The sequence below is a fragment of the Labrys wisconsinensis genome, assembly GCF_030814995.1.
Classification (GTDB): domain Bacteria; phylum Pseudomonadota; class Alphaproteobacteria; order Rhizobiales; family Labraceae; genus Labrys; species Labrys wisconsinensis.
This window is the reverse complement of sequence record NZ_JAUSVX010000003.1, coordinates 264,371-290,461: the sequence shown is the minus strand read 5'-3', so window position 1 is coordinate 290,461 and position 26,091 is coordinate 264,371. Positions and strand designations below refer to the sequence as shown.

The window sequence follows — 26,091 nt, the reverse complement described above, 5'->3', positions numbered from 1 at the left end:
GGTGCGAGGCGGCCCGGTCGGGCCGCGCTCATGGTGATGGCTGTCACGACCGCCTCTTCCTTTTACTTGATATAGCCGGCGTCGGTCATGACCCGCTCGGCGGCCTGCTGGGAGCGATCGAGCGCCTCGTCGACCGTCAGGCTTCCGGCGATGACCGCGGAAAAGTTCTGGCCGAACTCGGCGGCCCAGGCGGCATATTCCGGGATGTTGACCTGCGCCGTGCCGGTGTAAGGCACAGGATCCTTCGCGGGCTTCTTCATGTCGGCGGCCTGGATGGCCTTCAGCACGACCGGCGCAAAGGGAGCTGCCTTGACATAGTCAGCCCGAGAGTAGGTCGACGTGCGCGTGCCGGGGGGAATGCGCAGGGCGCCCTCGGTCCTGGCAACGAGGTCGACATAGTCCTTGGACGTCGCCCACCGGATGAACTCGAAGCTGGCATCCTTTTGCTTGGAGCTGTTCACGATCGCCAGCGCCCAGGTGTAGAGCCAGGCGGAGCCGTTCCTGGAACCTTCGGTGGGAGCTTCCGCGTAGCCGATCTTGCCGGCGACCTTCGAGGTCTTCTCGTCCGCCAGGAACCCGGCGGCGACCGTCGCGTCGACCCAGATCGCGGCCTTCCCTTGGCTCATCAGCGTCAAGGCTTCGTTGAACCCGATGCTCGGTGCTCCAGGCGCACCACACGTCTTCACGAGGTCGGTATAGGCGGTGAAGGCTTTCTTGAAGGCCGGGCTGTTGATCTGCGGCTGCCACGTCTCGTCGAACCATTTCGCGCCATAGGAATGCATGAAGGTGATGAAGGGAGCCAACTGGCCATAGTCCGGGACGCCCTTCATGGCGATGCCGTAGATGCCGTTCGCCGGATCGTTCAGCTTGCAGGCCGCCTCGGCGACCTGGGTCCAGGTCGGCTGGTCCGGCATCTCGATCCCTGCCTTTTCGAAGAGATCCTTGCGGTACATCGTGAAGGAGCTCTCGCCGTAGAACGGCAGGCCATAGAGCTCGTCGTCCACCGTCATCGCGCCACGGATGGTCGGGATGAGATCGTCAAGGTCATACTTCGCCTTGGCTTCGGCAGGCAGGCTGTCGAACATGGGGGTCAGGGGGGCCAGCCATTTGTTGGTGACCCATCCGGCCTGAACCTCGAACGGCCCTACGGTGACGATGTCATAGCGGCCGCCGCCGACCGCGACGTCTTGCGTGATGTTCTGGCGTAGCACCGCATCCGGAAGCACGACGAACTTCACGGTGATGTCGGGATGGGCCTTCGTGAACTCGGTGCTCAACTTCTCCATCAAGGCCATGTCGGGATTGTTGACGGTGGCCACGGTGATATCTGTTGCATTGGCGGCGAATGCGCCAAGGGCGAGCATCGTCGATAGAAGTAACGTCTTCATGCATTCCCTCCTCGTCAAAGGCGCGCTTTTTGCGCGCACTATTCCATTGTCTGCGCAGGGCATGGCCCGGCAGGCTGACTGCAGCTTGAAATTGCTCAAGCCGATTTGCGGATCGTCATCGAAAACGGCAGTATGACTTCGCTCGTCTTCGGCATTGCTTCTTGGTCGTTTAGCAGGGAGATCACCGCTGGACCGAAATCCAGAGCTGGAACACGCACTGTCGTCAGCCAGGGCGCCAGCCAGTCATTGACGCGGTTATCGTCGAAGCCGCAGATCGCGACATCCTCGGGAACCCGTGCGCCGGTTTCGGTGGCGGCGCGGTTGATGCCATAGGCGATCATGTCGTTGCCGCAGAAGACGGCGCGCGGCGGATGGTCGGCTCGAAGCAGCGCAAGGCCGTGCTTGTAGCCTGCTTCCATGGTGAGGGCGCTCTCGATCTGCCGCACCGACCCCGTGTCGATCCCGCGTTCGGAGAGACAGCGCAGGAAGCCTTCCAGACGGCCGCGGCTGGCCGAATACCGACGGGGGCCATGGATGATCGCGCAGTCCGAGAACCCCTGCCTGATGAAGTGTTCCGCCACCGCGTAGCCCGCCGCCTCGTTGTCGATGCCCACGAACGGCCCTTTGATCGTCGGCGGCGGCCTGCGATTGACGAAGATGATCGCTCGCTTGGACTGCGCGGCCTGCCGGAGCCTTGGCGTATCCATGGCGCCGAGAAGGATGATGGCGTGCGGCCGCAGGCCTTCCGCATCGTCCAGGAGCTGGTCCTGTCGCTCCGGATCCTCCCCGGTGTTCGCGAGGACCATCGAAAGCCCGATACCCTTCAGCGACTGTTCGAGGGAGATCGCCACATCCGCGCAAAAGTCGTTCGTGGCATCGGGCACCAGCAGGACGACCACCTTCGTCGTCGCGAGCCGCAACGACCTGCCGATCTCCGACGGTGTGTAGCCCAGGCTCTTTGCGGCTGCCGTGACGCGCTCGACGGTCTCCGGCGCGACGCGGTTGGTCTTTCCGGTGAAGACCCGCGAGACCGTTGCCGTCGATACGCCCGACACTCTCGCGACATCGAACACGTTTGGCGGCTTTCTTGTGCCGTCTGCGGACATGAATTGTTCCCTCCCGTCGAGGGTCCCGTCAGGTCTAGCGCTGCCCCGAAGAGCCAATGACAACGTGTACATCATATTTTTTGACCATGGTCAACGTTTACATCTGACAGAAGCTTGACTATGGAGTGAGCCGAAGAATGAACAGGGGCGGGCGATGTCCCGTCGAGGAGAAGGTCGACATGGGTGCCGCTTCCGTTACGAAACTCAGTTCGCTCAAGCGGCCTTCGGGCGCCTTCGCCATGCTCGCGGTCGATCAGCGCGAGTCGATGCGCGCCATGTTCGCGGAGAAGCAGAGCCATCCGGTCACGGACGAGCAGCTTTCCGACTTCAAGATCGCGGCGCTGAGGGCGCTCACCCCTTATGCGTCCGCCGTGCTCATCGACCGACAATTCGCCTGGTCGCGTGCGATCCGGGAGAACGCCGTCGCGCCGGGTTGCGGGATCATCGCGGCTGCGGATCGTTTCATCGCGAGCGCGGACGAACTGGTCGGCGATGTCGTCATCGACGGGGAAGTCGACCCGGAGATCGTGCGTCGCGATGGCGGCATCGCCATGAAGCTTCTCGTCACGTGGCGGCCGGATGAATCGGCCGAAAAGCGCATCGCCATGGTCGACGCCTTCATTGCGCGGTGCCGGAGTGCAGGACTGGTCAGCATCATCGAGCCTGTCTCGCGCAAGCCGCGCGACGGCCGGTCATGGAATGCCGAGGCTGGCATCCTGGCGGCGGCCAGGGAACTCGGGGCCAGGGGCGCCGATCTCTACAAGGCAGAGGTTCCGAACTACGGCAAGGGTGGCGAGGCGGTCGTGCGGCAGCAGGCAGCGGAGCTGACCAGGATCATCGAGGGGCCGTGGGTCGTCCTGTCGTCCGGCGTCGCGCCGGATGACTTCCCGCAGGCGGTCGAATGGGCCTGCAAGGAAGGCGCCATGGGCTTTCTCGCGGGTCGCGCGGTTTGGAGAACTGTGATCGGCGCGGACGATATGGATCTTGCCCTTGAGAAGGACAGCATTCCGCGTCTGCAGCGGCTATGCGATGTGGTGGATCGAATCGTCTGAGGCGTGGGTGCCGCGCTCTGCGCCGGCTGGCCTCATGCCGGTACCGAGCCGCCTCTCACCCACGGCGTCTGGCTGATCGTCGACACGGGCCTGCGCAATGCGCCGGCGGTCCGCGCGGTCATGCAGGGGCTGAGGGAAGAGCTCGGCCCGCTGCTGCAGCCCCTGCCTACACCGCCACCCCGTGCAGGTCGTAGGCGTCGGAGCGCTCGATCTTCACCGTGACGATGTCGCCCTGGCGCAGCGGCCGGCGGCTGGCGACATAGACATTGCCGTCGATCTCGGGCGCGTCGGCCATGGAGCGGCCCTTGGCGACGCTCGGGCCGGCCTCATCGATGATGACGGGCAGGCGCTTGCCGACCTTGGCCTTGAGCTTGCGGGTCGAGATCGCCTGCTGGGCCGCCATGAAGCGCTTGTGGCGCTGCGCCTTGACCGTGTCCGGAACCGCTTCGAGGCCGAGGCCGTTGGCGGTGGCGCCCTGCACCGGCTCGTATTGGAAGCAGCCGACGCGGTCGAGCTGGGCTTCGGCGAGCCAGTCGAGCAGCAGCTCGAAATCCTCGTCCGTCTCGCCGGGGAAGCCGACGATGAAGGTCGAGCGCAGCGTGATGTCCGGGCAGATCTCGCGCCAGCGCCGGATGCGCTCCAGGGTCTTGTCCTGGTTGCCCGGCCGGCGCATCGCCTTGAGCACCCGGGGCGAGGCGTGCTGGAAGGGGATGTCGAGATAGGGCAGGATCTTGCGCTCGGCCATCAGCGGGATGACCTCGTCGACATGGGGGTAGGGGTAGACGTAGTGCATGCGCACCCAGACGCCGAGCTCGCCGAGCGCGCCGGAGAGGTCGGCGAACTTGGCCTTGAGCGGCTGGTCACGCCAAGGGCTTTCGGCATAGCGGATGTCGACGCCATAGGCGCTGGTGTCCTGGCTGATGACGAGCAGCTCCTTGACGCCCGCCTTCACCAGCTTCTCCGCCTCGCGCATCACCTCGGCGGCCGGCCGGCTGACAAGGTCGCCGCGCAGCTGCGGGATGATGCAGAAGGAGCAGCGGTTGTTGCAGCCCTCGGAGATCTTCAGATAGGCGTAGTGGCGCGGCGTCAGCTTCAGGCCCTGCGGCGGCACCAGGTCGACGAAGGGGTCGTGCGCCGGCGGCGCCGCCTCGTGCACGGCCGCGACCACGGTCTCGTATTGCTGCGGGCCGGTGACCGCCAGCACGCCGGGAAAATGGCCGCGGATCTCCTCGGGCTGCGCGCCCATGCAGCCGGTGACGATGACCTTGCCGTTCTCGGCCATGGCATCGCCGATGGCGGCGAGCGATTCCGCCTTGGCGCTGTCGAGGAAGCCGCAGGTGTTGACGATGACGAGGTCCGCGCCGTGGTGGCTGCGGGTGATGCCATAGCCTTCGGCGCGCAGCTGGGTGAGGATCCGCTCGGAGTCCACCAGCGCTTTCGGGCAACCGAGCGAGACGAAGGAGACCGTGGGCGCGGTCTTGCCGTCAGCCGTTTGCTCGGGGGCGTCGATCAGCGCCATGGTTTGCTCCGTTCGGGTGATGATTGGCGCTTCTCTGCGCCAACGGGTCGCCGATTGCAAATGATCGGCACGGGCGATGTGTCGCGGGCGCCGCCCGGTCGCCATTGCACGAATTCCGATAGTTGCAGGCGTTCGATGTAACCGAAAGTTAGGTTGTCGCGGCTTAGCTGGCGCGATCGATCGCGACATCGGACGGGCGGCGCATGCCGAAGTCCAGGGAAAGGGCGGGAATCTGGCGCGCGTTCCCAGACGGGGGCGAGGCGTGCAGGGTGCTTGTCGTGCAGCCCGCGGACGGGGCGACCGGACCCGGCGTGGCGCTCGCGGACTTGCGCGGCGCCGCGTCCGTCCGCAATCCCCATGCCCTTCAGGCGCTGCGCCGCGCCCTCGCCGCCGGTCGGCCGTTCGCGCTCGCCATCCTGCGGGCCGGCGGCCTGGCGACGGCGAGCCGCCTGGCCGCGCTCGACCCGGCGCTGGTCCTGGTCCTGCCGCGAGCCCTGGCGCACCGCGACCTTCCGCCGTCGCAGATGAACCGCCTCTTCTTCGCAGAGCCGGGCACCGAGGCCGAGGCGCGGTTGCTGCGCCGGCTGCTGGCTCGGACTTCGGCCGAGAGCGCCTTCGACGAGGCGCGCCGGCTGCTGGAAGCGTCGAACCGGGCGCTGCTTGCGGCCAACCGCGAATTCCGCCGGCAGAACGCCCGCCTGCTCGCCCAGGAGAGCCAGCTCTCGGCCCAGGCCGAGCTGTTCCAGGCGACGCTCGACAATCTGCGCCAGGGCCTCATCCTGATCGACGGGGATCGTCGTGTGCGCATGATCAACCGGCGCATCCATGCGGTGACGGGGCTCGCGGAAGGCGCGGTCGTCGTCGGCATGAGCGGCGAGGACATCCTGATGCGTGCCTTCGAAGCCGGCCTCCATCGCGACACGGATCCCGCAACGGTGCTGGCACAGTGGCAGGAGCGTCTTGCCGGTGGGCGGGCCGGCGCGTTCCAGCGCGATCTGCCGGACGGGCGCATCGTCACCATCGCCTATGCGCCGATGCACGACGGCGGCTGGCTCTTCACGTGCGAGGATACGACGGGGCGCGTGCTGGCCGAGCGGGCGCTGGCCGAGCAGAACCGGCGCTTCGACGCGGCCATCGTCCACATGCCCTACGGCGTCTGCCTCTTCGACGAGGCGCGGCGGATGATCCTGTGCAACCCGACCTATGCCGGCATGTACGACCTGCCGCTCGAGATGACGCTGCCGGGGACGCCGCTGGCCGAGATCCTGCAGTACCGCGTCAGGATCGGCAACGCGCCGGTCGACCTCGAGCACTATGTCCGGCTCACCGCCGAGCTCACCGCCGCCGGGCGCAACGCCGCCTTCCAGGTGCCGCTGGTCGATGGACGGACGGTGCAGATCCGCCACGCCGTCATCGGCGGCGGTGGCTATGTCGCCACCCACGAGGACATCACCGAGACCCTGCGGGCGGAGGCGCAGATCCGCTATCTCGCCAGCCACGACGCCCTGACCGGCTTGCCCAACCGCATGCGGCTGCGCGAGCGGATGGAGGAGGCGCTCGGCCGGGTGCAGCACGGCGGGCGCCTGGCCGTGCTCTGCCTCGACCTCGACCGCTTCAAGGCGGTGAACGACACGCTCGGCCATTCCGCCGGCGACCGGCTGCTGCAGGAGGCCACGGAGCGCGTGAAGGCCTGCCTCGGCCAGCACGACACCGTGGCGCGCCTGGGCGGCGACGAGTTCGTCGTGCTGACGCCCGAGGTCGAGACGCCGCAACAGGCCGGGGCGCTGGGACGACGGATCATCGAGGCGGTGTCGGCGCCTTACGACCTCGACGGCGACCAGGCGGTGATCGGAGCCAGCGTCGGCATCGCCTTCGCGCCCGATGACGGCATGACGGCCGAGCTGCTGCTGCGCAACGCCGACATGGCGCTCTACCGCGCCAAGTCCGACGGCCGCAACATCTGCCGCTTCTTCGAGCGGGCGATGGATGCCCGCGTCACCGAGCGGCGCCAGCTCGAGCTCGACCTCCGCAAGGCGCTGGCGGCCCAGGAGTTCGAGGTCTACTACCAGCCGGTGGTCGACGCCCGCAGCGAGGCGATCACCGCCTGCGAGGCGCTGCTGCGCTGGCACCACCCCGAACGCGGCATGGTGCCGCCGGCCGAGTTCATCCCGCTGGCCGAGGAATTCGGGCTGATCGTGCCGCTCGGCACCTGGGTGCTGCGCACCGCCTGCGCCCAGGCGACGACCTGGCCGGACGGCATCAAGGTGGCGGTCAACCTGTCGGCGGCGCAGTTCAAGTCCCGCACGCTGGCCCACACCGTCGTGGCCGTCCTGGCCGAGACGGGACTGGCGCCGAACCGGCTGGAGCTGGAGATCACGGAATCGGTTTTGCTGGCGGACAGCGAGGCGACGCTGGCGATCCTGCATCACCTGCGCAGCCTCGGCGTGCGCATCGCCATGGACGATTTCGGCACCGGCTATTCCTCGCTCAGCTATCTCCGCGCCTTTCCCTTCGACCGCATCAAGATCGACCGATCTTTCGTGCGCGAGCTGGGCGAGGCCGAGGGGTGCCTCGCCATCGTCAAGGCGGTGGCGATGCTGGGCGCCAGCCTCGGCATGGCCACCACGGCCGAAGGGGTCGAGACCGAGGCACAGATGCACAAGGTGCGCGAGCAGGGCTGCACCGAGGCGCAGGGCTACTATGTCAGTCCGCCGCGGCCCGCCCACATCATTGCCGAGCTCCTGCGTCCGCGCATCGCGGTGGAGGCGTGAGCGCGGGCCCCGGGGCAGCGTGCTCCCGGACGCGGGTTCAGCCCAGGCTCATCGCCGTGATGATGCCGCGCGACAGCACGCGCGGATCGCGTTCGCCGGCGCTGGCCCGGCCGATCACCATCCTGGCGATGGTCTCGCGGGCATAGTAGCCCTGCCGGTCGCGGAAGCGCGGCTCGTCCTCGGCGCTGAGCGTCTCCCAGGACAGGCGGAAGGCCTCGTCGAGGATGGCCATCTCGCCGGGCTCGAACACATGGCCGGGTACGGTCGGAAGTGCAGTCATGATCGCTTCCTTCCCTGTGCGAGGAGCGTCGGCCGAATCTCCCGATCGCGGGAGAGGCCAATGATTCGAGCCATTGGTCCAGATCTCGACGCCCGAGAGATTGTTTACCACGTAGCCGTCGATCGCGACAACACAGTGACGGATGTTTGGTGCATTTTGGCCGCTTCATGGAATGTAAAGTCCGACAATCTATAGGCTTTGCGACAGTAATCCTCCGTTGGGAATGGCATGACGGTTCTGGTCACGGGTGGTGCGGGCTATATCGGCAGCCACATGGTGCATGCGCTGCGCGATGCGGGCGAGCGCGTGGTCGTGCTCGACAACCTCTCCACCGGCCGGCGCTGGGCCCTGCCGGGCGACGTGCCGCTCTTCGTCGGCGAGACCGGCGATGAGGCCCTGGTCGCTGCCATCATCGGCGCGCACGAGGTCCGGGCGATCATCCATTTCGCCGCGTCGATCGTGGTGCCGGACTCGGTGGCCGACCCGCTCGGCTACTACCGCAACAACACCGCCAATGCCCGCACGCTGATCGAGGCGGCGGTGAAGGGCGGCGTGCGGCACTTCATCTTCTCCTCCACCGCTGCCGTCTACGGCACGCCGGCGACGCTGCCGGTCGCCGAGGATGCGCCGCTGCAGCCGGAATCGCCCTACGGCACGTCCAAGCTGATGACGGAGCTGATCCTGCGCGATGCCGGCCGTGCCCATGGCCTCGCCTACGCCATCCTGCGCTATTTCAACGTCGCCGGCGCCGATCCCCAGGGGCGGGCAGGGCAGTCGACGCCGAATGCCACCCATCTCATCAAGGTCGGCGTGCAGGCGGCCCTCGGGCTGCGCCCGGGCCTCCAGGTCTACGGCACCGACTATCCCACCCCCGACGGCACCTGCCTGCGCGACTATATCCACGTCTCCGACCTGGCGGCCGCCCATTCGGCCGCGCTCGCCTATCTCCGGCAGGGCGGGGCGAGCCGCATCTTCAACTGCGGCTATGGCCGCGGCTATTCGGTGCTGGAGGTGATCGAGGCGGTCAAGCGCGTCGCTGGGGTGGACTTTCCCGTGTCCTTCGCCCCGCGCCGGCCCGGCGATGCGGCGGCCGTGGTGGCCGGCAATGGACGCATCCTCTCCGAGCTCGGCTGGCGCCCGCAGCTCGACGACCTGCCCACCATCGTCGCCCACGCCCTGGCCTGGGAGAGGACGCTGAGGACGCGCAACGACGCCGGAGCGTGAGCCGGGCTCGCCTTCCCGCTGTCCTGATCCGCCGTCTCGCGCTAAGCAGGTTCGGGAGAACCTGCTTACATTCAAGAAGCTGAGCAGCATTGATTTTGCATTGAAAATGCAAAATCAATCGTGGCGAAAGCCACGAGAAGCTGCTTAGGCTTTGCCGGTCCAGCCTGGCTGGGCCGCCACGCATTCGGCGGCCTGATCCGGCGGGCCCGCAACCCGGCGCTGTGCTCGCGCGACCGGGGCAGCCGGGAAAGGGCGCATCCAAGGCAGGAGGAACCGCCGTGAGCACTCTCGTGCGCGACAAGCCGGCCGGCGGCCGGCAGGCCACCACCATCTCCGCGGCCGAGGCTGCCGCCCTGGTCCGCTCCGGCATGTGGCTCGACTACGGTTTCGGCCTGTCGCAGCCGGACCTGTTCGAGGCGGCGCTGGCCGCCCGCAAGGACGAGCTCAAGGGCGTCAAGATCCGCTCCAGCCTCAGCCTGCGCGCCCGCCCCAGCCTCGAAGCCGATCCGGAGGGCGAACACTTCCACTGCTTCAACTGGCACTTTTCCGGCTATGACCGGCGCCAGCACGACCAGGGCCACTGCACCTATATCCCGATGAATTTCGGCGAGGCGCCGGACTATTATCGCCGCTTCATCGATCCCGTCGACATCCTCGTCCTCAAGACCTGCCCGATGGATGAGGACGGCGTCTTCAACTTCGGCGGCGCCAACACCTACCTGCGCGCCATCGCCGAGAGGGCGCGGACGATCATCGTCGAGCCCTGCGCCGCCATGCCCTATGTCCATGGTGACCAGAACGGCGTGCATGTCGGCGAGGTCGACCATGTCATCGCGGGCGACAGCGACGGGCCGCCCGAGATCGCCAATCCGCCGCCGACCGAGGTCGACCGCAAGGTCGCCGCCCTGATCGTCTCGGAGATCGAGGACGGCGCCTGCCTGCAGATCGGCATCGGCGGCATGCCGAACGCGGTCTGCGCCATGCTGGCAGAAAGCGGTCTGAAGGATTTCGGCGTCCACACCGAGATGATGACCGACGGCATCGTCGCGCTCTACGAGGCCGGCCTCGTCACCGGCGCGCGCAAGACCATCGATCGCGGCAAGATGGTGATGACCTTCGCGGCCGGCTCGCGCCGGCTCTACGACGTGATCCACCGCAACCCCGAGGTGTTCTCCCACCCGGTCGACTACACCAACCTGCCGCATGTGATCATGCGCAACGAGCAGGTGGTCTCGATCAACAACACCACCCAGATCGATCTCCAGGGCCAGGCGGCCTCCGAATCCGACGGCCACCGCCATCTCAGCGGCACCGGCGGCCAGCTCCAGTTCGTGCGCGGCGCCTATGCCTCGCAGCGCGGCAAGTCGTTCCTGTGCCTGTCCTCGACCTATGACAAGCGCGGCGACAAGCGCAGCCGCATCGTCTTCGGCCTGACGCCGGGCAATATCGTCACCACGCCGCGCACCGACGTGATGTATGTCGTGACCGAGTACGGGATGGTGAACCTCAAGGGCAAGTCGGTCGCCGAGCGGGCCAAGGCCCTGATCTCCATCGCTCATCCGGATTTCCGCGAGGACCTGGAACGCCAGGCTTATGAGAAGCGGCTCATCCCCCGGGGCTTCCTGGGCGATTGAACCGGCGGAGGGAACCTCATGCGCTTTGCCCTGGACGAGGATCAGCTGGCGATCCGCGCCATGGCGCGTGACTTCGCGGCGAAGTCGCTGGCGCCGCATGCGCTGGACTGGGACCGCCGCAAGCATTTCCCGGTCGACGTGCTGCGAGCCGCCGCCGGGCTCGGCATGGCCGGCATCTGCGTGCCGGGCGAGCATGGCGGCAGCGGCCTGGCGCGTCTCGACGGCGCCGTGATCTTCGAGGCGCTGGCCGGCGGCTGCCCCACCGTCGCCGCCTATCTCTCGATCCACAACATGGTGGCCTCGATGGTCGACGCCTTCGGCACGCCGGACCAGCGCCAGCGCTGGCTGCCCGCGCTGTTGAGCATGGACAAGCTCGCGAGCTATTGCCTGACCGAGCCGGATTCGGGCTCGGATGCCGCTGCCCTCAGGACCCGCGCCGTGCGCCGCGGCGACACCTATGTCCTGAACGGGCGCAAGCAGTTCATTTCCGGCGCCGGCAACCCCGACGATTTCTATGTCGTCATGGTCCGTACCGGCGGCGAGGGGGCGTCCGGCATCACCGCGCTGGTGGTCGAGGGCGGCACACCCGGCCTCTCCTTCGGCCCCGACGAGCGCAAGATGGGCTGGAACGCCCAGCCGACCCGCGCCGTGCTGTTCGAGGACTGCGCCGTGCCCGTCGCCAACCGGCTGGGCGAGGAGGGCGAGGGCTTCCGCTTCGCCATGCAGGCGCTCGACGGCGGCCGGCTCAACATCGCCGCCTGCTCGCTCGGCGGGGCCGGGGCCGCGCTCGACCGGGCGCTCGCCTATCTCGGCGAGCGGCAGGCCTTCGGCAAGCGGCTGGAGGAATTCCAGGCGCTGCAGTTCCGCATCGCCGACATGGCGACGGAGCTGGAGGCGGGGCGCAGCATCCTCTGGCGCGCCGCGGCGGCGCTCGACCGCAGGGACGCCGACGCCACCCGGCTCTGCGCCATGGCCAAGCGCCTGTGCACCGATGCGGGTTTTGCCGTCGCCAACGACGCCCTGCAGCTCTTCGGCGGCTATGGCTATCTCCAGGATACCGGCATCGAAAAGATCGTGAGGGACCTGCGCGTGCACCAGATCCTCGAAGGCACCAACGAGATCATGCGCCTGATCGTGGCGCGTTCCCTGATCGAGGAGCGGCGATGAGTGGCGTCGAGGTCCGCATCGACGGCCGCGCCGGCCGCCTCACCCTCGCCCGGCCGGCCGCCCTCAACGCCCTGACGCTCGCCATGGTCCGCCAGATCGATGCCGCCCTGGCGGATTGGCAGGACGACGAGGCGGTGGCGGTGGTGGTGATCGACGCCGCGCCCGGGCCGGCCTTCTCAGCCGGCGGCGACATCCGGGCGATCCGCGACGCCGTGAGGGCTGGCGATGTCGCCACCTGCGCCGCCTTCTTCGGCGAGGAATATGCGCTCGACGATCGGCTCGCCCGCTATCCCAAGCCGGTGGTCGCGCTGATGGACGGCACCACCATGGGCGGCGGCGTCGGCATCGGCTGCCACGGCACCCGCCGGGTGGTGACCGAGCGCGCGGTGCTGGCCCTGCCCGAGGTGCATATCGGCTTCCATCCCGATATCGGCGCGGCCTGGCTCCTGGCCAACGCCCCGGGCGAGCTCGGCACGCACCTGGCGCTGACCGGCTCGCGCTTCGGCCCGGATGATGCCATCGCCTGCGGCTTCGCCGACCGGCGCATCGCCTCCGGCCGCCTCGGCGAGGTCATCCGCGGGCTCTCGGCCTGCGGCTCGGCAGCCGAGGTCGATGCCGTGCTGGCCGCGGCGGCGGAGGGGCCGGGCGAGGGCGCCCTGGCGCCGGCGCGGGCCTGGATCGACCGCTGCTATGCCGGCGACAGCGTGGAGGAGATCCTGGCCGCGCTGCGCGCCGCGCCGGAGGCCGGGGCGGCGCCGGCGGCCAAGGCGATCGCCGCGGCGTCGCCCGGCTCGCTCAAGCTGACGCTGGCGGCGCTGCGCCGCCGCCCCGCGAGCCTGGAGGCCTGCCTCGACCGCGACTTCCGCCTGACCCTGTCGCGCATCTTCGATCCCGACTTTGCCGAAGGCGTGCGGGCCGTGCTGGTCGACAAGGACCGCAACCCGGCCTGGTCGCCCGCCCGGCTGGAGGATGTCTCCGCCGCCGAGGTCGAGCGCCATTTCGCCGGCCCGGATCTCGGCTTGTCATGACGGGAGCAATGCGATGACGTTCATCGGTTTCATCGGTCTCGGCCATATGGGGCGGCCCATGGCGGCCAATCTCGTCAAGGCGGGGCACCGGGTGCGCGGCCACGACCTCAACCCGGCGGCGATGGCCGCGGCGGCCGAGGCGGGCGTGGCGACGGTCGGCTCGGCGGCCGAGGCGGCGCGCGAGGCGGACGTCGTCATCACCATGCTGGTCGCCGGCCGCGACGTCACCGGCCTTTATCGCGACGCCCTGCTCGGCGCTGCCGATCCCGGCACGCTGTTCATCGATGCCTCGACCATCGATGTCGAGGCGGCGCGCGAGGCTCATGCCCTGGCGGTCGGCCACGGCATGGCGGCCCTCGACGCGCCGGTCTCGGGCGGCGTCGCCGGGGCCGAGGCGGGGACGCTGACCTTCATGGTCGGCGGCGAGGCGGCCGCCGTGACCCGGGCCCGGCCGCTGCTGGACGCCATGGGCGGCCGGGTCGTGCATTGCGGTGGCGCCGGCGCCGGGCAGGCGGCCAAGATCTGCAACAACATGATCCTCGGCATCTCGATGATCGCCATCAGCGAGGCCTTCGTGCTCGCCGAAAAGCTCGGCCTGTCGCACCAGGCGCTGTTCGACGTCGCCTCCTCCTCCTCGGGCCAATGCTGGGCCCTGACGCATCATTGCCCCGTGCCCGGCATGGTGCCGGCGAGCGCCGCCAACCGCGGCTTTGCGCCCGGTTTCGCCACGGCGCTGATGCTGAAAGACCTGACGCTGTCGCAGCAGGCGGCCGAGGCCGCCGGCGCCGACACGGCGCTCGGCCGCCATGCCATGGAGATGTTCCGGCGCTTCGCCGACGGCGGCGGCGTCGCCCTCGATTATTCCGCCATCATCGAGACCATCCGCGCGGCGCCGGCGCCCGCGCGATAGCGCCGGGTCGGCGGGCGGGTCAGACGATCGACCCGACCACGCCCTCGATCAGGTAGTTCGTGCCCCACAGCGCCGGGTCATAGAGGCCCAGCGTCTTGTCGATCACCGGCTTGCCGGTGTTGTCCTTCAGCGGCCCGACGAAGATCGGTGCGCCGGCCTTGACGGCCGCCATGGCCTTGGTGGCCGCCACCTTGGCCGCCTCGGTGGCGCTGGCCCCGAACGGCGTGCTGAACACCATGTCCTTGTCGTAGCCGCCCTCGTTGACGTTGGGCAGCTTTTCGCCCCTGGCGATCATGCCGGCATAGGCGGTGTAGACCGTGCCCCATTTCAGCTCGGCGCCGGTGATGAACCCCTTGGGCGCCAGCGTCGACTGGTCGGCATTGTGGCCGCAACTCCTGACGCCGCGCCCTTCGGCGGTCTGCACCACGATCTTCGGGCTGTCGACATGGCAGGCGATGACGTCGCAGCCCGCGTCGATCAGCGCATTGGTCGCCTCGGCCTCGCGCACCGGCATCGACCAGTCGCCGGTGATGACGAGATGGACGCTCGCCGCCGGATTGACCTTCTTCACCCCGAGCGTGAAGGCGTTGATGTTGCGGAGCACCAGCGCGATCGGCTTGGCGGCGACGAAGCCGATCTTGTTGGACTTGGTGGAGAGGCCGGCGGCGATGCCGTTCACGTAGTGGCCCTGGTCGAGGTAGCAGAAATAGCCGCCGAGATTCATGGGATGCTTGGCCTTGTCCCAGAGGGATGTCGGGTGGCGGAACTCGACCTCGGGATATTTCCTGGCCGCATCGATCATGAACGGGTCGAAATAGCCGAACGAGGTCGGGAACAAGAGCTTGGCGCCGTCGACATTGATCATCGACTCCATGGTCTGGGTGACGGCGTTGGTTTCGGGGACGTTCTCCTCCTCCAGCACCGTGACATCAGGGATGGCCTTCAGCGCCTTGGCGCCGACGGCATGGGCCTGGTTCCAGCCGAAATCGTCGCGCGGGCCGACATAGATCATGCCGATGGTGATGCCGTCGGCGGCGCGGGCCGTCTGCCCCGCTCCGAGCAGCAGCGCGGAGCCGGCGGCGGCGCCGAGGAAGCCGCGGCGTGTGAGAGTGATGTCGTTCATGCTCGTTCCCCTGTCTTGGCGACCGGTCGCATCGCGCCGGCGCTGTTGCTGCGATGGATGGTCGCCTGCGGCTCTTGCGGCCGATGGCGCATGGCAGTCCCTCCGGCGCGGCGAAGCCGTTCCGGCATCGGGCCGGGAGCTCGTCCGGAATCGGGCGGCTCGCCGGGTCTTTCCGCGGTCAAGCCGGCCGTTTCACTCGGCAGCGGCGTCCGGAGCCAGGCTTTCCGCCTGCCGCCGCTCCCATTCGGCGACCGACATCGTCGGCAGGTCGAATTGGTCGCGCGTGCGGGCATAGCCGTGGCCGCCGAGCCGGCCGAGGGCGTCCATCCGGCGCTGGTCGACATGCTTGGTCAGGGGATCGACCGCCTCCTCGCGCACGAAGCAGCCGAGGACCAGGCCGAGCACGATCTCGCGCGACTTGCCGACTTCCAGCGTCATATAGCGCCGGCATTCGAGCGAGGCGGGTGCCTCGGCGAGACGAGGGCAGCGCACATGCGTGCCGGGCACCGCCGTCAGCCCCGCCATCGCGATCTCGTCGACATCGGGCGGGAACGGCACGGCGCAGGTGTTCATCGCCTCGAGCATGGCGTCGTCGACGATGTTGACGGTGAACTCCTCCGTCATGCGGATGTTGTGGCCGGTGTCCTTGAAGCGCATGTCGGCATGGTTCTCGACCCCGATGGCGACGATGGCCGGGTCGGCCGAGAGGCAGTTGAAGAAGCTGAACGGGGCCGCGTTGCGCCGGCCCACCTCGTCCACCGTGGTGACGAAGGCGATCGGCCGCGGGATGACCGTGCCGATCAGGAGCTTGTAGCGGTCGCGCGCCGACAGGGCGGCGAAATCGAAATGGACATGCGCGGCCTCGGTTGTCCGGCTCATGGCGTCTGCCTGCGCTTGCCGGCCGGCAGGGGGATGGCGCTGCCGCGCGCCTCGATCGCCTCGGCATAGCGCGTCAGGACGGTGCCGAGCTCAGACTCCGCCGCTGGCGCGTCGGCGAGGAGGGCGCGCCGTTCCACCGAGCCGACATGCTCGTCCATCAGCGCGACCGCACCCGCCGCGTCGCGCCGGCGCAGCGCCTCGATGATGGCGGAATGCTCGTTGACGGCGCATTCGGAGGAATGCGGCCGCCCGTACAGCGCCAGGATCAGCGAGCAGCGCGATACCAGCTCGCCGAGATAGCGCTCGATGACGGGGTTGCCGGACATGGCGGCGAGCTTGATGTGGAACTCGCCGGCGAGCCGGATCGAGACGCGTTCGTCGCCTCGCGCCTTGGCGGCGTCCTCCTCCCGCACATGGCCTTCGAGCGCGGCGCCATATTCGGGCCGCCAGCGCCTGACCACCAGGGCCACGGCCTCCCGCTCCAGCGCCCGACGTGCCTCGAACACCGCCTTGGCCTCCTCCAGGCTCGGCTGCGCCACCGTCGCGGTGCGCTTGGGCCGCGCATCGACCAGCCCCTCGGCCTGCAGGCGGGCCAGCGTTGCCCGCACCAGGGTGCGGCTCATGCCGAAATGCGAGCCGATCTGGTCCTCCGGCAGCTTGGCGCCGGGCAGCAGGGCCTGCTCGATGATCGCCTGCCGGAGTGCCTGATAGGCGGTCTCGGCCCGGGGTGAGTTTCTCGACATGCGCCGGTGGATGCTCTCTCGGATACGTGATGATCGAATTCTTGTACACATGACCGGTATCATCAAGTATCCGATATGCGGAAATGTTGGGCACGACAGCTCAACATTTGGGCTTCGAATTCCTCATGGCGCGCCGGATAAAGAGGCGGGAGCGGCACCGGATGCGATGCCGACGGAGGCGATCATGGGCGACAGGATCGTGACGCTGACACTCAACCAGCAGCAGCTGGAGCTGCTCGACCGCACCGTCGCGCGCGGCGTGGCGGCGGACCGGGCGGCCCTCATCCGCCTCGCCCTGCGCGAGCAGGCGGAAAAGCAGGCCAGGCAGGGCCAGGGGAACTCGCGATGACCGGACGCCGCATCCTGTCGGAATGGGTGATGCAGCCGGGCACCGGCAAGGCGGTGGAGCTGCTGGCCGGCCAGATCCTGCGCATCGAGCAGGTCGAGGGCCTGCAATGCGTCGACTTCAACTGCTTCAACCTGCACGACTACAAGGAGTTCATGCATTGCGGCCGCACCCGGACGGTGCACGGCTTCAACCCGACCAGGGGCGCGTTCCTGTGGTCGGCGCCGCCGCGCGAGCGGGCGCTGCTCTACATCCTGGAGGACACGGTCGGGCGCAACGACGTGCTGTTCCCGCGCTGCAGCGCCTATGTCTACGAGAGCGCCTACGGCTTCGACGCCCACACCAATTGCCACGACATCCAGGCCGAGGCGCAGCGCGAATACGGCCTGACGCCCGACGACGTGCATGACAGCTTCAACCTGTTCATGTGCACCGAGGTGACGCTCGACGGCCGCGCCACGATCACCCGCCAGGAGACCAGGCCGGGCGACCATGCCGACCTCCTGGCCCTCGCCGACGTGCTGGCCGTGCCGAATGTCTGCGGCGCCGACGTGATGCGCACCAGCAATTTTGCCCTGAAGCCGATCAAGCTCACCGTGTTCGAGGCGACCGAGGCCGACCTCGCCGCCGTGCCGAAAGTGCCGATCCTGCGCAGCCAGCGCACGCCCGCCGATTTCCGCAACGCCGCGATCAAGGCCGACCGGGCGCTGAAGCGCGACCCTGCCTATGCCGCCGAATTCGTCAACGTGCCGCTCCGCGTCGAGGACGTCGAGGTGCGGCTCTCGGCGGAGGAGGCGGCGATGCTCGACCGCCTGCGCCTGCCGGTCTACGGCGAGGACGACGGGGCGGCTCTGCGCGACGTGCTGTTCACCTGGTGGGAGGAGCGATTCCTCGGTGCCGCGGAGGCTGGCGCGCCGGCGATCGGCGACCCGTGAGGCGAGGAGAAACCCCTCTCCCGGCCGGGAGAGGGGCAGGGGTGAGGGACTAAACGTTTCAGGATGAAGCGAATACAAGCGTTGTCTCTGCGGAATACTGTCATAATCTGGTAGAAAACGCTTTCTGATCGGGAGATCCGCAGCCTTGAGGGAAGAGGAAGCCCCAGTGTTGACAGGTTTAGACCCTCACCCCTGCCCCTCTCCCGGCCGGGAGAGGGGTTCCCGGTGGCGCGCCTGAAAGCAGGTACACCCATCGTGACGAGCCCCCACGCGCCCTTCCTGATCCGCACCAAAGCCTTGATCCGCGGCGTCGATGCCTCGGGCGCCGCCGAGGTCGTCGAGGATGCGGTGCTGCATATTGTGGACGGCCGCATTGCCGCCATCGGCACCGTCGACCTCCTGGCGCGCCATCCCGAGCTGCCCGTCGAGGGCGGGCCGCAGGCCGTCGCCATCCCCGGCCTGGTCAACGCCCACCATCATTTCGGCCTGACGCCGCTGATGATGGGCGTGCCCTTCGCCCCCCTCGAGCTCTGGCTGCCGCAGTTCCGCGGCATGCGCCGGATCGGCCACCGCCTCGACACGCTCTATGCCGCCATCGAGATGCTGGAGAGCGGCACCACCACCGTGCAGCACATCCAGGGCGGTCTCAGCGGGCCGGAGAGCGCCTGGGACGAGACGGTCGACGGCGTCGTCGCCGCCTATGGCGAGATCGGCATGCGCGTCTCCTGGTCCTTCATGATCCGCGACCGCAACCAGCTCACGTATGAGGACGACGCCGCGTTCCTCGCCGACCTGCCCGGCGAGGTCGCCGAGCATGTCCGGGCCGAGCTCGCGGCGTCCCTGGCGCCGATCGAGCGCCATATGGCCTTCTTCGAGGCAGCCACAGTGCGCTGGCGGGCGCGCGACCCTGAGCGGGTGCGCCTGCAGCTCGCGCCCGCCAACCTGCATTGGTGCAGCGATACCTGCCTGGAGGCGATCTTCGACACGGCGCGGCGGCACGGGGCGAAGCTGCACATGCACCTGGTCGAGACCGAGCGCCAGGCCGATTTCGCCCGCCGGCGCACCGGCCGCTCGGCCATCGGCCATCTCGCCCATCTCGGCTGCCTCGGCCCGGACCTCACCCTCGGCCACGGCATCTGGGTCGACGGCGCCGACCTCGATCTCCTCGCCGAGCACCGCTGCCTCGTCTGCCACAATGCCAGCTCCGGCCTGCGCCTGGCGAGCGGCATCGCACCCGTCACGGAGATGACGAAGCGCGGCATCCCGGTGGCGCTCGGCATCGACCAGTCCAACATCGACGACACCCGCGACATGCTGACCGAGATGGGGCTGGTCTGGGCATTGCATCGCGGCGCCGGGCTGTGGAACGAGCGCCCGTCGCCGGCCGCCGTGCTGCGCATGGCGACCGAGCACGGCGCCGCGACCACCAGCTTTGCCGGCACGATCGGCCGGCTCGACCCTGGCCTTGCCGCCGACATCGTCCTGCTCGACTGGGATGCGGTGGCGCGCCCGATTCTCGACCCGCGCACGCCGCTCGCCGATGCCGTGGTGCTGCGGGCGCGGGAGAAGGCGGTCGACACCGTCTTCGTCGGCGGCCGCAAGCTGGTCGAGCAGGGCAGGGTGGTCTCGATCGACCGCGACGCGGTGCTGCGCGAGATCGCGGATCGGCTCGCGGCCCCGCCGACGCCGGCGGAGGCGCAGGCCCGCGCCATGGTCGACCGGCTGATGCCGCACCTGGAAGCCTGGTTCCGCGCCTGGCCGGAAAATCCGGCGGGACGCCCCTATCGCTATAACGGGTTTGCCGGGCCATGAGCTTCGACCTCGTCCTCCGGAACGCTCGGATCGTTGATCGCGACGACCCCCTCGACATCGGCATCGCCGACGGATGCATCGCCGCGCTGGCGCCGAATCTGCCCGGCGGCGGCGAGGAGGAAGACCTCGCGGGGCGGCTGACCATATCCGGCTTCGTCGAGACCCACATCCATCTCGACAAGTCCTGCCTCCTGGACCGCTGCCCCTGCCGATCCGGCACGCTGCGCGAGGCCGTCGCCAGCGTAGCTGAGGCCAAGCGCGGCTTCACCGTCGAGGACGTGACCGCGCGGGCGACGCGGACCCTGGAGCGGGCGATCGTCCAGGGCACGACGCGGATGCGGACCCATGTCGAGGTCGACCCGCGCGTCGGCCTCACCAGCTTCGAGGCGCTGACGGCGCTGAAGCGCGACTATCGCTGGGCCGTCGACCTGACGCTCTGCGTTTTCCCGCAGGAGGGCCTGACCAATAATCCCGGTTGCGAGGACCTGCTCGCTGCCGCCCTCAACGCCGGGGCCGACGCCATCGGCGGCGCCCCCTATATCGATCCCGACCCGGCCGGGCAGCTTGCGCGCATCTTCGCGCTGGCGCGCGCCTTCGACGTCGATATCGACCTCCATCTCGATTTCGATCTCGATCCCGCGGGCTCGGACATGGTGGAGGTTTGCCGCCTCACCGATGCCTATGGCTGGGGCGGGCGCGTCGCCATCGGCCATGTCACCAAGCTGTCGGCCCTGCCGCCGGGCGAGCTCGAGGTGGCGGCGCGGCGCCTCGCCGATGCCGGAATCGCTCTCACTGTTTTGCCGGCAACGGATCTCTATCTCGGCGGCCGCGACCGCGACCATCTCGTGCCGCGCGGCGTGGCGCCGGCCCATCGCCTCGCCGGGCACGGCATCGCCTGTTCGATCGCTACCAACAACGTGCTGAACCCGTTCACGCCCTTCGGCGATGCCTCGCTGCTGCGCATGGCCAACCTCTACGCCAACGTCGCGCAGCTCGGCTCCGACACGGACATGCGCCTGTGCTTCGATATGGTGACGGCCGCGGCCGCCCGGCTGCTGCGGCTCGACGGCTACGGCATCGCCGTCGGCCGTCCCGCCGACCTCGTCGTGCTGGACTGCGAAAGCCCGGAAGACGCCGTGCGCGAGATCGCCCAGCCGCTGCTCGGCCTCAAGGCAGGGCGCCGGAGCTTCGTGCGGCCGAGCCCGAGCCTGCTGCCGCCGCTCTAGCGATCCGGTCAGGGCTGGGCCAGCGGGCTGCCCACGGTGAGATGGGTGCCGCCGTCGATCACCAGAAGCTGGCCGGTCACGAAGGCGGCCGCCGTGGCGAGCCAGACGATGCATTCGGCGACGCCGTCGGCGGTCGGGATCCGGCGCAGCGGAGCGACGTCGGCGGCGCGGCGCTGGAAGGCCTCATACTCGGCCGGCTCCTGCCAGGCGAGGCCCCAGTCGGTCGCAACGAAGCCGGGGCACACGGCGTTGACGCGGATGGCCGGGGCGAGGGCGCGCGCCAGGCCGAGGGTCAGCGTGTTGAGGGCGCCCTTGGAGGCGGCGTAGGCGGTCGAGGATCCTGCTCCGGAGAAGCCGGCATGAGAGGAGACGTTGACGATGGCCGCGTCCGGCGCTGCCCTCAGGTGCGGCGCCGCGGCGCGCGCCATCTGATAGGCGCCGGTGACATTGGTGCCGAAGACATGCTGGAAATCGGCTGCATCCAGGGCGTCGAGGTCACGGGCCTCGGCATAGCGCGTGGTGCCGGCATTGTTGACGAGCACGTCGATGCGCCCCCAGGCCGCCGCGGCCGCGGCGGCGATGGCGCGGCAATCGGCATCCACGGACACGTCGCCCCGCACGACGATCGCGGCGGCACCCTCGGCTTTGCAGGCGGCCGCCGTGCTCCGCGCCCCGTCCGCGTTGCGGGAATAGGTGACGGCGACGTCGAAGCCCGCCCGCGCCAGGCGCCGGGCTGCGGCGGCCCCGATGCCCGAGGAACTGCCGGTGACGATGGCGACGGGACGGGGAGCGCTCATGGCGCAGCCTCCAGCGCGGTCGTGTCGTTCGCAGCCGCCAGCACGGCATGGAGCAGGACATTGCAGCCGGCTTCGCAGTCCGCCGGCTCGGCGCTCTCGGCTTCGTTGTGGCTGATGCCGTCCTTGCAGGGAATGAAGATCATCGCAGCCGGAATGCGGCGCGCGATGTTGCAGGCATCGTGCCCGGCGCCGCTGACGATCTCCTCCCGGCTGTAGCCGAGTGCCTGCGCCGCCTCCGCGACCCGTCGGCGCAGGGCAGGATGGAACCGCACGCGCGGCGAGGTGACGACACGGCGCAGCGTGGCGCTGGTGCCCTGCTCGGCGCAGACGCGCTGCAGATCGGCCGCCAGGCGCTCCTCCAGGCCGTCGAGCATCTCGTCCTCGCGGTGGCGCAGGTCCGCGCTCATCTCCACGCGCCCCGCCAGCGTGTTGGGCACGCCGGGATGAGCCTTCAGGTAGCCGAAGGTCGCCCTGGCGCCTTCGACCTCGAGCGCGTGGGCGTGCGTGGCCCCGATGAGCGCCGCGGCGGTCACCATCGCATCCCGGCGCAGCGCCATCGGCGTCGGGCCGGCATGGGCCTCCCGGCCTTCGATGGTGATGGCGTAGCGGCGGAAGGCGATGCCGTCGGTGACGACGCCGATGGTCGTGCCGTGCGCCTCCAGCACCGGCCCCTGCTCGATATGGGCCTCGAAATAGCAGTGCACGGGATAGGACCACAGCCCGGCCGTGCCGCGATAGCCGATCGCATCCAGGGCATCGCCGAGCCGGCGGCCGTCGAGGTCGACGAGCGCCAGCGCCTCCTCCAGCGCCAGTGCGCCGGTGAAGACCTCCGAGCCCATCATCGAGCGGTAGATCGCCCCTTCCTCGTTGGTCCAGTTGACGATCTCGATCGGCCGTTCCGTCATGATGCCGGCGGCGTTCAAGGTGCGGACGAGCTCCAGGCCGGCGAGGACGCCATAGACGCCGTCGAACCGGCCGCCGGTGGGCTGCGTGTCGAGATGGCTGCCGACGAGCACTGGCGGCAGGTTGCTGCGCCCGGGCCGGCGGGCGAACATGTTGCCGAAGACGTCGACGCTGACACGCAGGCCCTCCACCTCGCACCACGACCGGAAGAGGTCGCGGCCGCGCCTGTCCTCGTCGGTGAAGGCGACGCGGCGGCAGCCGCCCTTCGCGGTCGCCCCGAGTGCCGCCATCGCCGTCAGGCTGTCCCAGAGGCGATTGCCATCGACCGCCGGAACGGTCGGGATCGGCCGGTCGGTCGCCATCACAGCACTCCCTCTCGCACCATCTCGTCGGTGAAGTCGGCGAGCGTGCGCTCCAGGCGATCGACGAGATCGTCGGCTTGCTCCAGCGTGATCGTCAGGGGCGGCGATACGATCGACCATTCGCCGAAGCGCCCGCCGTTCTGGCGCCGCGCATACAGCATCAAGCCGTGCGACAGGCCGATCTGGCGGCTGCGGTCGCTGGCATAGATCGCATCGGGGAAAGTCGCCTTCGTGCGCTTGTCGCGGACATATTCGATCGCCAGCAGCAGGCCCTCCCCGCGGACGTCGCCGACGATGGGCGAGCGCTCCTTCAGGGCCTCAAGCCGCTGCCGGACGTGGTTGCCGACGGTGACGGCGGCTGCGATCAACCCGCGCTCGACGATCTCGTCGACGACAGCCGCGCCGGCGGCGCAGGCGATCGGGTTGGCGTTGTAGGTGTGGGACAGGTTGAAGCCGGTCAGCCCGGCGAGCTCGTCGACCATCGTCGCCGGCGCCAGCATCACGCCCATCGGCACGTAGCCGGCACCGATCCCCTTGGCGGTGATCACGATGTCGGGGCGGCAGTCCGGCCGGCGCTGCGCCGCCAGGAAGCTGCCGGTGCGCACCGCCGCCATGACCTCGTCATAGACCAGGAAGACGCCATGGCGCCGGCAGATCCGATGGGCCTCCCGGAAGAACAGGTCGTGCGGCACATTGGCGCCCGTCGACTGGCCGCCGACGGGCTCGAACATGAAGGCGAGCACCCGGTCGGGCCCGATCTCCAGGATCGTCCTTTCCAGGGCCTCGGCGCTCGCGCGGGCGCCGTCTTCCGCCGAGACCCCGGCGCTCGGCCGATAGGACAGGGGTGCCGGGATCTTGGCCGAGGGCACCGTCATGCCGTGCCAGACGGCGGGGATATCTTCGTCCCCGGTCCAGCCGAGCGTGGCCAGCGTGCCGCCGTGGTAGGAGGGCATCAGGGTGATGACGCGCGTCTTGGCCGGCATCCCCTTGGCCAGCGCGTATTGGCGCAGGAACTTGATGCCCATCTCGACCGCCTCGGAGCCGCCCGAGGTCAGGTGACAGCGCTCGAAGCCGGGACCAGCGAGGTCGGCGATGCGCCGCGTCAGCTCCAGGTTGGGCTCGTGCCGGGCCACCCGGACGTAGGAATAGCTGAGCGTCTCGCCCTGCCGCACCATCGCCTCCAGAACACGCCGGTTGCCCTGGCCCAGGGCCGCGGTGAAGGCGCCGGAGACGACGTCGATATAGCGGTTGCCCTCCTTGTCGAAGACGAAGATGCCCTCGCCGCGGACGATGGTCGGAAGGCCGCGCGTGTTGCTCCGGGCATAGAACAGGTCTTGCGGGCCGCCCCGCGTCGGCCAGGTCGGATGGGTCATTCTTGTTTCCATAAAAAAGAAACTGATACCATTTTTTGGAAAGTAGGCACGCGCGACGACCCCTGTCAATCCAGCCTCCGACATCCGTCGAACCGCTTGACGGCATGACGGTGGGCCATTAGAGAATCTCAAAAAATGGAAATCATTTCTGTTAAATGAAAGAAGCCATATGAACCATCCAGGTGAGAGCCGTAGCGTCGACCGCCACGACAATGCCGTCGCCACTGCGCTCGAAAGCGCCTGCGCGGCCTTCGCCGCCAAACGTCCGGTCTCACAGCGCCTTGCCGCCGAGGCGAGCCGGGTCATGCCTGGAGGGAACACCCGCACGGTGCTGTTCCACCGGCCTTTTCCCCTGCGCATGGTGTCCGGCGAAGGGCAGGTCCTCACCGACGCCGACGGCCTGCGCTACACCGACTTTCTCGGTGAATATTCCGCCGGCCTCTTCGGCCATTCGCATGAACGGGTCCACCGCGCCGTGGCCGAGGCGTTGGCCACCGGGCTCAATCTCGGCGCCCATCATCTCGACGAGATCGCCTTCGCCGAGGCGGTGTGCCGGCGGTTCGATCTGGATCTCGTCCGCTTCACCAATTCGGGGACGGAGGCCAACCTGATGGCGCTGGGCGCCGCCCGGGCCCATACCGGGCGCAGCCGGATCCTGGCTTTCCACGGCGCCTATCACGGCAGCGTCCTGTCCTTCGCCGGCGGCGGCACGCCGGTGAACGCGCCCTACGACATCGTCCTGGGCGAGTACAACGACGTCGCCGGCACCGAGGCGCTGCTGGACCGTTGCGGCGATGAGCTCGCGGCAGTCGTGGTGGAGCCGCTATGGGGCACGGGCTGCGTGCCGGGAAGCGCGGCGTTCCTGTCGCTGCTGCGCCGGCGCGCCTCCCAGCACGGCACTGTGCTGATCTTCGACGAGGTGATGACGTCGCGGCTCGGCCCCAAGGGCTACAGCGCCTGGCTCGGCATCCAGCCCGACCTCAAGACCTTCGGCAAATATGTCGGCGGCGGCATGTCCTTCGGCGCCTTCGGCGGCGTCGGGGCGATCATGGAGCGCTTCGACCCGACCCGTCCGGGCGCGCTGCCCCATGCCGGCACCTACAACAACAATTCGCTGACGATGAAGGTCGGCCTGGCGGCCCTGACCGAGATCTTCACGCCGCAGGCCTGCGACGACCTCAACGCCCGCGGCGACCGCCTGCGCCTGCATCTCGATGCGCTCTTCGACCGGCTCGGAGCGCGGCTCGCCTGCACCGGGCAGGGATCGATGATCGCCATCCATCCGCGGAGGCCGGCGGTCCGCACGCCGCGCGAGGCGGAGCAGGTCGACCTGCGCCTGCGCGACATCCTGTTCCTCGCGCTGGTCGAGGAGGGCTTCTACCTCGCCCGGCGCGGCTACATGGCGCTCAGCCTGGCCATCACCGACGCCGACTGCGAGGCGCTGGCCGGCGCTCTGGAACGCGCAGTCCTCAAGCACCGCGACATCTTCATCGACTGACCATCAGCTCAAGAA

22 protein-coding genes are annotated in these 26,091 nt (G+C 68.9%); 12 read left to right on the top strand and 10 right to left on the bottom strand.

What is annotated here, in order from left to right; genetic code table 11:
- Positions 1 to 62 precede the first annotated feature (62 nt).
- Together QO011_RS11330 and QO011_RS11325 are read right to left on the bottom strand one after the other, a co-directional pair.
- Positions 63 to 1,388: an ABC transporter substrate-binding protein gene (locus QO011_RS11330; RefSeq protein WP_307271717.1), complete on the bottom strand. Its 1,326-nt coding sequence runs from the start codon at positions 1,386 to 1,388 to the stop codon at positions 63 to 65.
- Positions 1,389 to 1,483: 95 nt separating this feature from the next.
- Positions 1,484 to 2,494, bottom strand: coding sequence for a LacI family DNA-binding transcriptional regulator (locus tag QO011_RS11325; protein WP_307271715.1), 1,011 nt, complete (start codon positions 2,492 to 2,494; stop codon positions 1,484 to 1,486).
- A gap of 179 nt (positions 2,495 to 2,673) precedes the next feature.
- Here QO011_RS11325 and QO011_RS11320 point away from each other — a divergent pair, with 179 nt between their 5' ends.
- Positions 2,674 to 3,546: an aldolase gene (locus QO011_RS11320; protein WP_307271713.1), complete on the top strand. Its 873-nt coding sequence runs from the start codon at positions 2,674 to 2,676 to the stop codon at positions 3,544 to 3,546.
- A 166-nt stretch (positions 3,547 to 3,712) separates the two neighbouring features.
- Here the strand turns inward: QO011_RS11320 and rimO are convergent, their stop codons facing one another.
- On the bottom strand, positions 3,713 to 5,065 hold the full coding sequence (gene rimO / locus QO011_RS11315; protein ID WP_307271709.1) for a 30S ribosomal protein S12 methylthiotransferase RimO: 1,353 nt from the start codon (positions 5,063 to 5,065) through the stop codon (positions 3,713 to 3,715).
- Between the two features lie 278 nt (positions 5,066 to 5,343).
- On the opposite strand from rimO, the gene QO011_RS11310 reads away from it, so the two are divergent.
- Positions 5,344 to 7,836 carry a putative bifunctional diguanylate cyclase/phosphodiesterase gene (locus QO011_RS11310; RefSeq protein WP_307271706.1) on the top strand — a complete coding sequence of 831 codons (2,493 nt, stop codon included), beginning with the start codon at positions 5,344 to 5,346 and terminating at the stop codon, positions 7,834 to 7,836.
- 37 nt (positions 7,837 to 7,873) lie between these two features.
- Here QO011_RS11310 and QO011_RS11305 read toward each other — a convergent pair whose 3' ends face one another.
- Positions 7,874 to 8,116: a hypothetical protein gene (locus QO011_RS11305; protein WP_307271703.1), complete on the bottom strand. Its 243-nt coding sequence runs from the start codon at positions 8,114 to 8,116 to the stop codon at positions 7,874 to 7,876.
- Positions 8,117 to 8,344: 228 nt separating this feature from the next.
- Here QO011_RS11305 and galE point away from each other — a divergent pair, with 228 nt between their 5' ends.
- The 5 genes from galE to mmsB all read left to right on the top strand — a co-directional run bounded on the left by galE (position 8,345) and on the right by mmsB (position 14,079).
- Positions 8,345 to 9,340: a UDP-glucose 4-epimerase GalE gene (gene galE / locus QO011_RS11300; protein WP_307271700.1), complete on the top strand. Its 996-nt coding sequence runs from the start codon at positions 8,345 to 8,347 to the stop codon at positions 9,338 to 9,340.
- A gap of 278 nt (positions 9,341 to 9,618) precedes the next feature.
- Complete coding sequence (locus QO011_RS11295) at positions 9,619 to 10,974, top strand: acetyl-CoA hydrolase/transferase family protein (RefSeq protein WP_307271698.1); 1,356 nt, start codon at positions 9,619 to 9,621, stop codon at positions 10,972 to 10,974.
- An 18-nt stretch (positions 10,975 to 10,992) separates the two neighbouring features.
- On the top strand, positions 10,993 to 12,141 hold the full coding sequence (locus tag QO011_RS11290; protein WP_307271695.1) for an acyl-CoA dehydrogenase family protein: 1,149 nt from the start codon (positions 10,993 to 10,995) through the stop codon (positions 12,139 to 12,141).
- Positions 12,138 to 13,169, top strand: a complete 1,032-nt coding sequence (locus QO011_RS11285; RefSeq protein WP_307271692.1) for an enoyl-CoA hydratase/isomerase family protein — start codon at positions 12,138 to 12,140, stop codon at positions 13,167 to 13,169. Before QO011_RS11290 ends, QO011_RS11285 begins: the two co-directional genes overlap by 4 nt.
- 13 nt (positions 13,170 to 13,182) lie before the next feature.
- Positions 13,183 to 14,079, top strand: a complete 897-nt coding sequence (mmsB, locus tag QO011_RS11280) for a 3-hydroxyisobutyrate dehydrogenase (protein ID WP_307271690.1) — start codon at positions 13,183 to 13,185, stop codon at positions 14,077 to 14,079.
- 19 nt (positions 14,080 to 14,098) lie between these two features.
- Here mmsB and QO011_RS11275 read toward each other — a convergent pair whose 3' ends face one another.
- The 3 genes from QO011_RS11275 to QO011_RS11265 form a co-directional block, all read right to left on the bottom strand.
- Positions 14,099 to 15,202: a BMP family ABC transporter substrate-binding protein gene (locus tag QO011_RS11275; protein ID WP_307271688.1), complete on the bottom strand. Its 1,104-nt coding sequence runs from the start codon at positions 15,200 to 15,202 to the stop codon at positions 14,099 to 14,101.
- A gap of 192 nt (positions 15,203 to 15,394) precedes the next feature.
- Positions 15,395 to 16,081: a flavin reductase family protein gene (locus QO011_RS11270; protein WP_307271687.1), complete on the bottom strand. Its 687-nt coding sequence runs from the start codon at positions 16,079 to 16,081 to the stop codon at positions 15,395 to 15,397.
- Entirely contained in the window at positions 16,078 to 16,824 is a 747-nt protein-coding gene (locus QO011_RS11265; RefSeq protein ID WP_307271683.1) for a GntR family transcriptional regulator, read from the bottom strand. Before QO011_RS11265 ends, QO011_RS11270 begins: the two co-directional genes overlap by 4 nt.
- 184 nt (positions 16,825 to 17,008) lie before the next feature.
- Here QO011_RS11265 and QO011_RS11260 point away from each other — a divergent pair, with 184 nt between their 5' ends.
- The 4 genes from QO011_RS11260 (at position 17,009) to QO011_RS11245 (ending at position 21,143) form a co-directional block, all read left to right on the top strand.
- Positions 17,009 to 17,173: a ribbon-helix-helix protein, CopG family gene (locus tag QO011_RS11260; protein ID WP_307271680.1), complete on the top strand. Its 165-nt coding sequence runs from the start codon at positions 17,009 to 17,011 to the stop codon at positions 17,171 to 17,173.
- Positions 17,170 to 18,105 (top strand): DUF1989 domain-containing protein, encoded by a 936-nt coding sequence (locus QO011_RS11255; RefSeq protein WP_307271678.1) that lies wholly within the window; start codon positions 17,170 to 17,172, stop codon positions 18,103 to 18,105. Before QO011_RS11260 ends, QO011_RS11255 begins: the two co-directional genes overlap by 4 nt.
- Before the next feature lie 255 nt (positions 18,106 to 18,360).
- Positions 18,361 to 19,917: an amidohydrolase family protein gene (locus QO011_RS11250; protein ID WP_307271675.1), complete on the top strand. Its 1,557-nt coding sequence runs from the start codon at positions 18,361 to 18,363 to the stop codon at positions 19,915 to 19,917.
- Complete coding sequence (locus tag QO011_RS11245; protein ID WP_307271672.1) at positions 19,914 to 21,143, top strand: amidohydrolase family protein; 1,230 nt, start codon at positions 19,914 to 19,916, stop codon at positions 21,141 to 21,143. The genes QO011_RS11250 and QO011_RS11245 overlap by 4 nt, the downstream gene beginning before the upstream one ends.
- 8 nt (positions 21,144 to 21,151) lie before the next feature.
- On the opposite strand, the gene QO011_RS11240 is transcribed toward QO011_RS11245, so the two are convergent.
- Genes QO011_RS11240 through QO011_RS11230 form a run of 3 tightly spaced genes read right to left on the bottom strand, consistent with a single transcriptional unit; the run spans position 21,152 to position 24,578 of the window.
- Positions 21,152 to 21,940 carry an SDR family NAD(P)-dependent oxidoreductase gene (locus QO011_RS11240; RefSeq protein WP_307271669.1) on the bottom strand — a complete coding sequence of 263 codons (789 nt, stop codon included), beginning with the start codon at positions 21,938 to 21,940 and terminating at the stop codon, positions 21,152 to 21,154.
- Complete coding sequence (locus QO011_RS11235; protein WP_307271666.1) at positions 21,937 to 23,205, bottom strand: Zn-dependent hydrolase; 1,269 nt, start codon at positions 23,203 to 23,205, stop codon at positions 21,937 to 21,939. Before QO011_RS11235 ends, QO011_RS11240 begins: the two co-directional genes overlap by 4 nt.
- A complete protein-coding gene (locus QO011_RS11230) occupies positions 23,205 to 24,578 on the bottom strand; it encodes an aminotransferase family protein (RefSeq protein ID WP_307271664.1) in 1,374 nt (457 codons plus the stop codon). The genes QO011_RS11235 and QO011_RS11230 overlap by 1 nt, the downstream gene beginning before the upstream one ends.
- Positions 24,579 to 24,747: 169 nt before the next feature.
- On the opposite strand from QO011_RS11230, the gene QO011_RS11225 reads away from it, so the two are divergent.
- Positions 24,748 to 26,076 carry an aspartate aminotransferase family protein gene (locus QO011_RS11225; protein WP_307271659.1) on the top strand — a complete coding sequence of 443 codons (1,329 nt, stop codon included), beginning with the start codon at positions 24,748 to 24,750 and terminating at the stop codon, positions 26,074 to 26,076.
- The last annotated feature ends 15 nt before the right edge of the window (positions 26,077 to 26,091 follow it).

What these genes read in the sequence shown, in the direction of transcription:
- QO011_RS11230 (WP_307271664.1), bottom strand. Translation starts at nt 24,578, where the DNA reads ATGACCCATCCGACCTGGCCGACGCGGGGCGGCCCGCAAGACCTGTTC.
- QO011_RS11330 (WP_307271717.1), bottom strand. Translation starts at nt 1,388, where the DNA reads ATGAAGACGTTACTTCTATCGACGATGCTCGCCCTTGGCGCATTCGCC.
- QO011_RS11305 (WP_307271703.1), bottom strand. Translation starts at nt 8,116, where the DNA reads ATGACTGCACTTCCGACCGTACCCGGCCATGTGTTCGAGCCCGGCGAG.
- QO011_RS11240 (WP_307271669.1), bottom strand. Translation starts at nt 21,940, where the DNA reads ATGAGCGCTCCCCGTCCCGTCGCCATCGTCACCGGCAGTTCCTCGGGC.
- QO011_RS11260 (WP_307271680.1), top strand. Translation starts at nt 17,009, where the DNA reads ATGGGCGACAGGATCGTGACGCTGACACTCAACCAGCAGCAGCTGGAG.
- QO011_RS11245 (WP_307271672.1), top strand. Translation starts at nt 19,914, where the DNA reads ATGAGCTTCGACCTCGTCCTCCGGAACGCTCGGATCGTTGATCGCGAC.
- galE (WP_307271700.1), top strand. Translation starts at nt 8,345, where the DNA reads ATGACGGTTCTGGTCACGGGTGGTGCGGGCTATATCGGCAGCCACATG.
- QO011_RS11325 (WP_307271715.1), bottom strand. Translation starts at nt 2,494, where the DNA reads ATGTCCGCAGACGGCACAAGAAAGCCGCCAAACGTGTTCGATGTCGCG.
- QO011_RS11265 (WP_307271683.1), bottom strand. Translation starts at nt 16,824, where the DNA reads ATGTCGAGAAACTCACCCCGGGCCGAGACCGCCTATCAGGCACTCCGG.
- QO011_RS11225 (WP_307271659.1), top strand. Translation starts at nt 24,748, where the DNA reads ATGAACCATCCAGGTGAGAGCCGTAGCGTCGACCGCCACGACAATGCC.
- QO011_RS11270 (WP_307271687.1), bottom strand. Translation starts at nt 16,081, where the DNA reads ATGAGCCGGACAACCGAGGCCGCGCATGTCCATTTCGATTTCGCCGCC.
- QO011_RS11290 (WP_307271695.1), top strand. Translation starts at nt 10,993, where the DNA reads ATGCGCTTTGCCCTGGACGAGGATCAGCTGGCGATCCGCGCCATGGCG.
- QO011_RS11285 (WP_307271692.1), top strand. Translation starts at nt 12,138, where the DNA reads ATGAGTGGCGTCGAGGTCCGCATCGACGGCCGCGCCGGCCGCCTCACC.
- QO011_RS11235 (WP_307271666.1), bottom strand. Translation starts at nt 23,205, where the DNA reads ATGGCGACCGACCGGCCGATCCCGACCGTTCCGGCGGTCGATGGCAAT.
- QO011_RS11255 (WP_307271678.1), top strand. Translation starts at nt 17,170, where the DNA reads ATGACCGGACGCCGCATCCTGTCGGAATGGGTGATGCAGCCGGGCACC.
- QO011_RS11275 (WP_307271688.1), bottom strand. Translation starts at nt 15,202, where the DNA reads ATGAACGACATCACTCTCACACGCCGCGGCTTCCTCGGCGCCGCCGCC.
- mmsB (WP_307271690.1), top strand. Translation starts at nt 13,183, where the DNA reads ATGACGTTCATCGGTTTCATCGGTCTCGGCCATATGGGGCGGCCCATG.
- QO011_RS11320 (WP_307271713.1), top strand. Translation starts at nt 2,674, where the DNA reads ATGGGTGCCGCTTCCGTTACGAAACTCAGTTCGCTCAAGCGGCCTTCG.
- rimO (WP_307271709.1), bottom strand. Translation starts at nt 5,065, where the DNA reads ATGGCGCTGATCGACGCCCCCGAGCAAACGGCTGACGGCAAGACCGCG.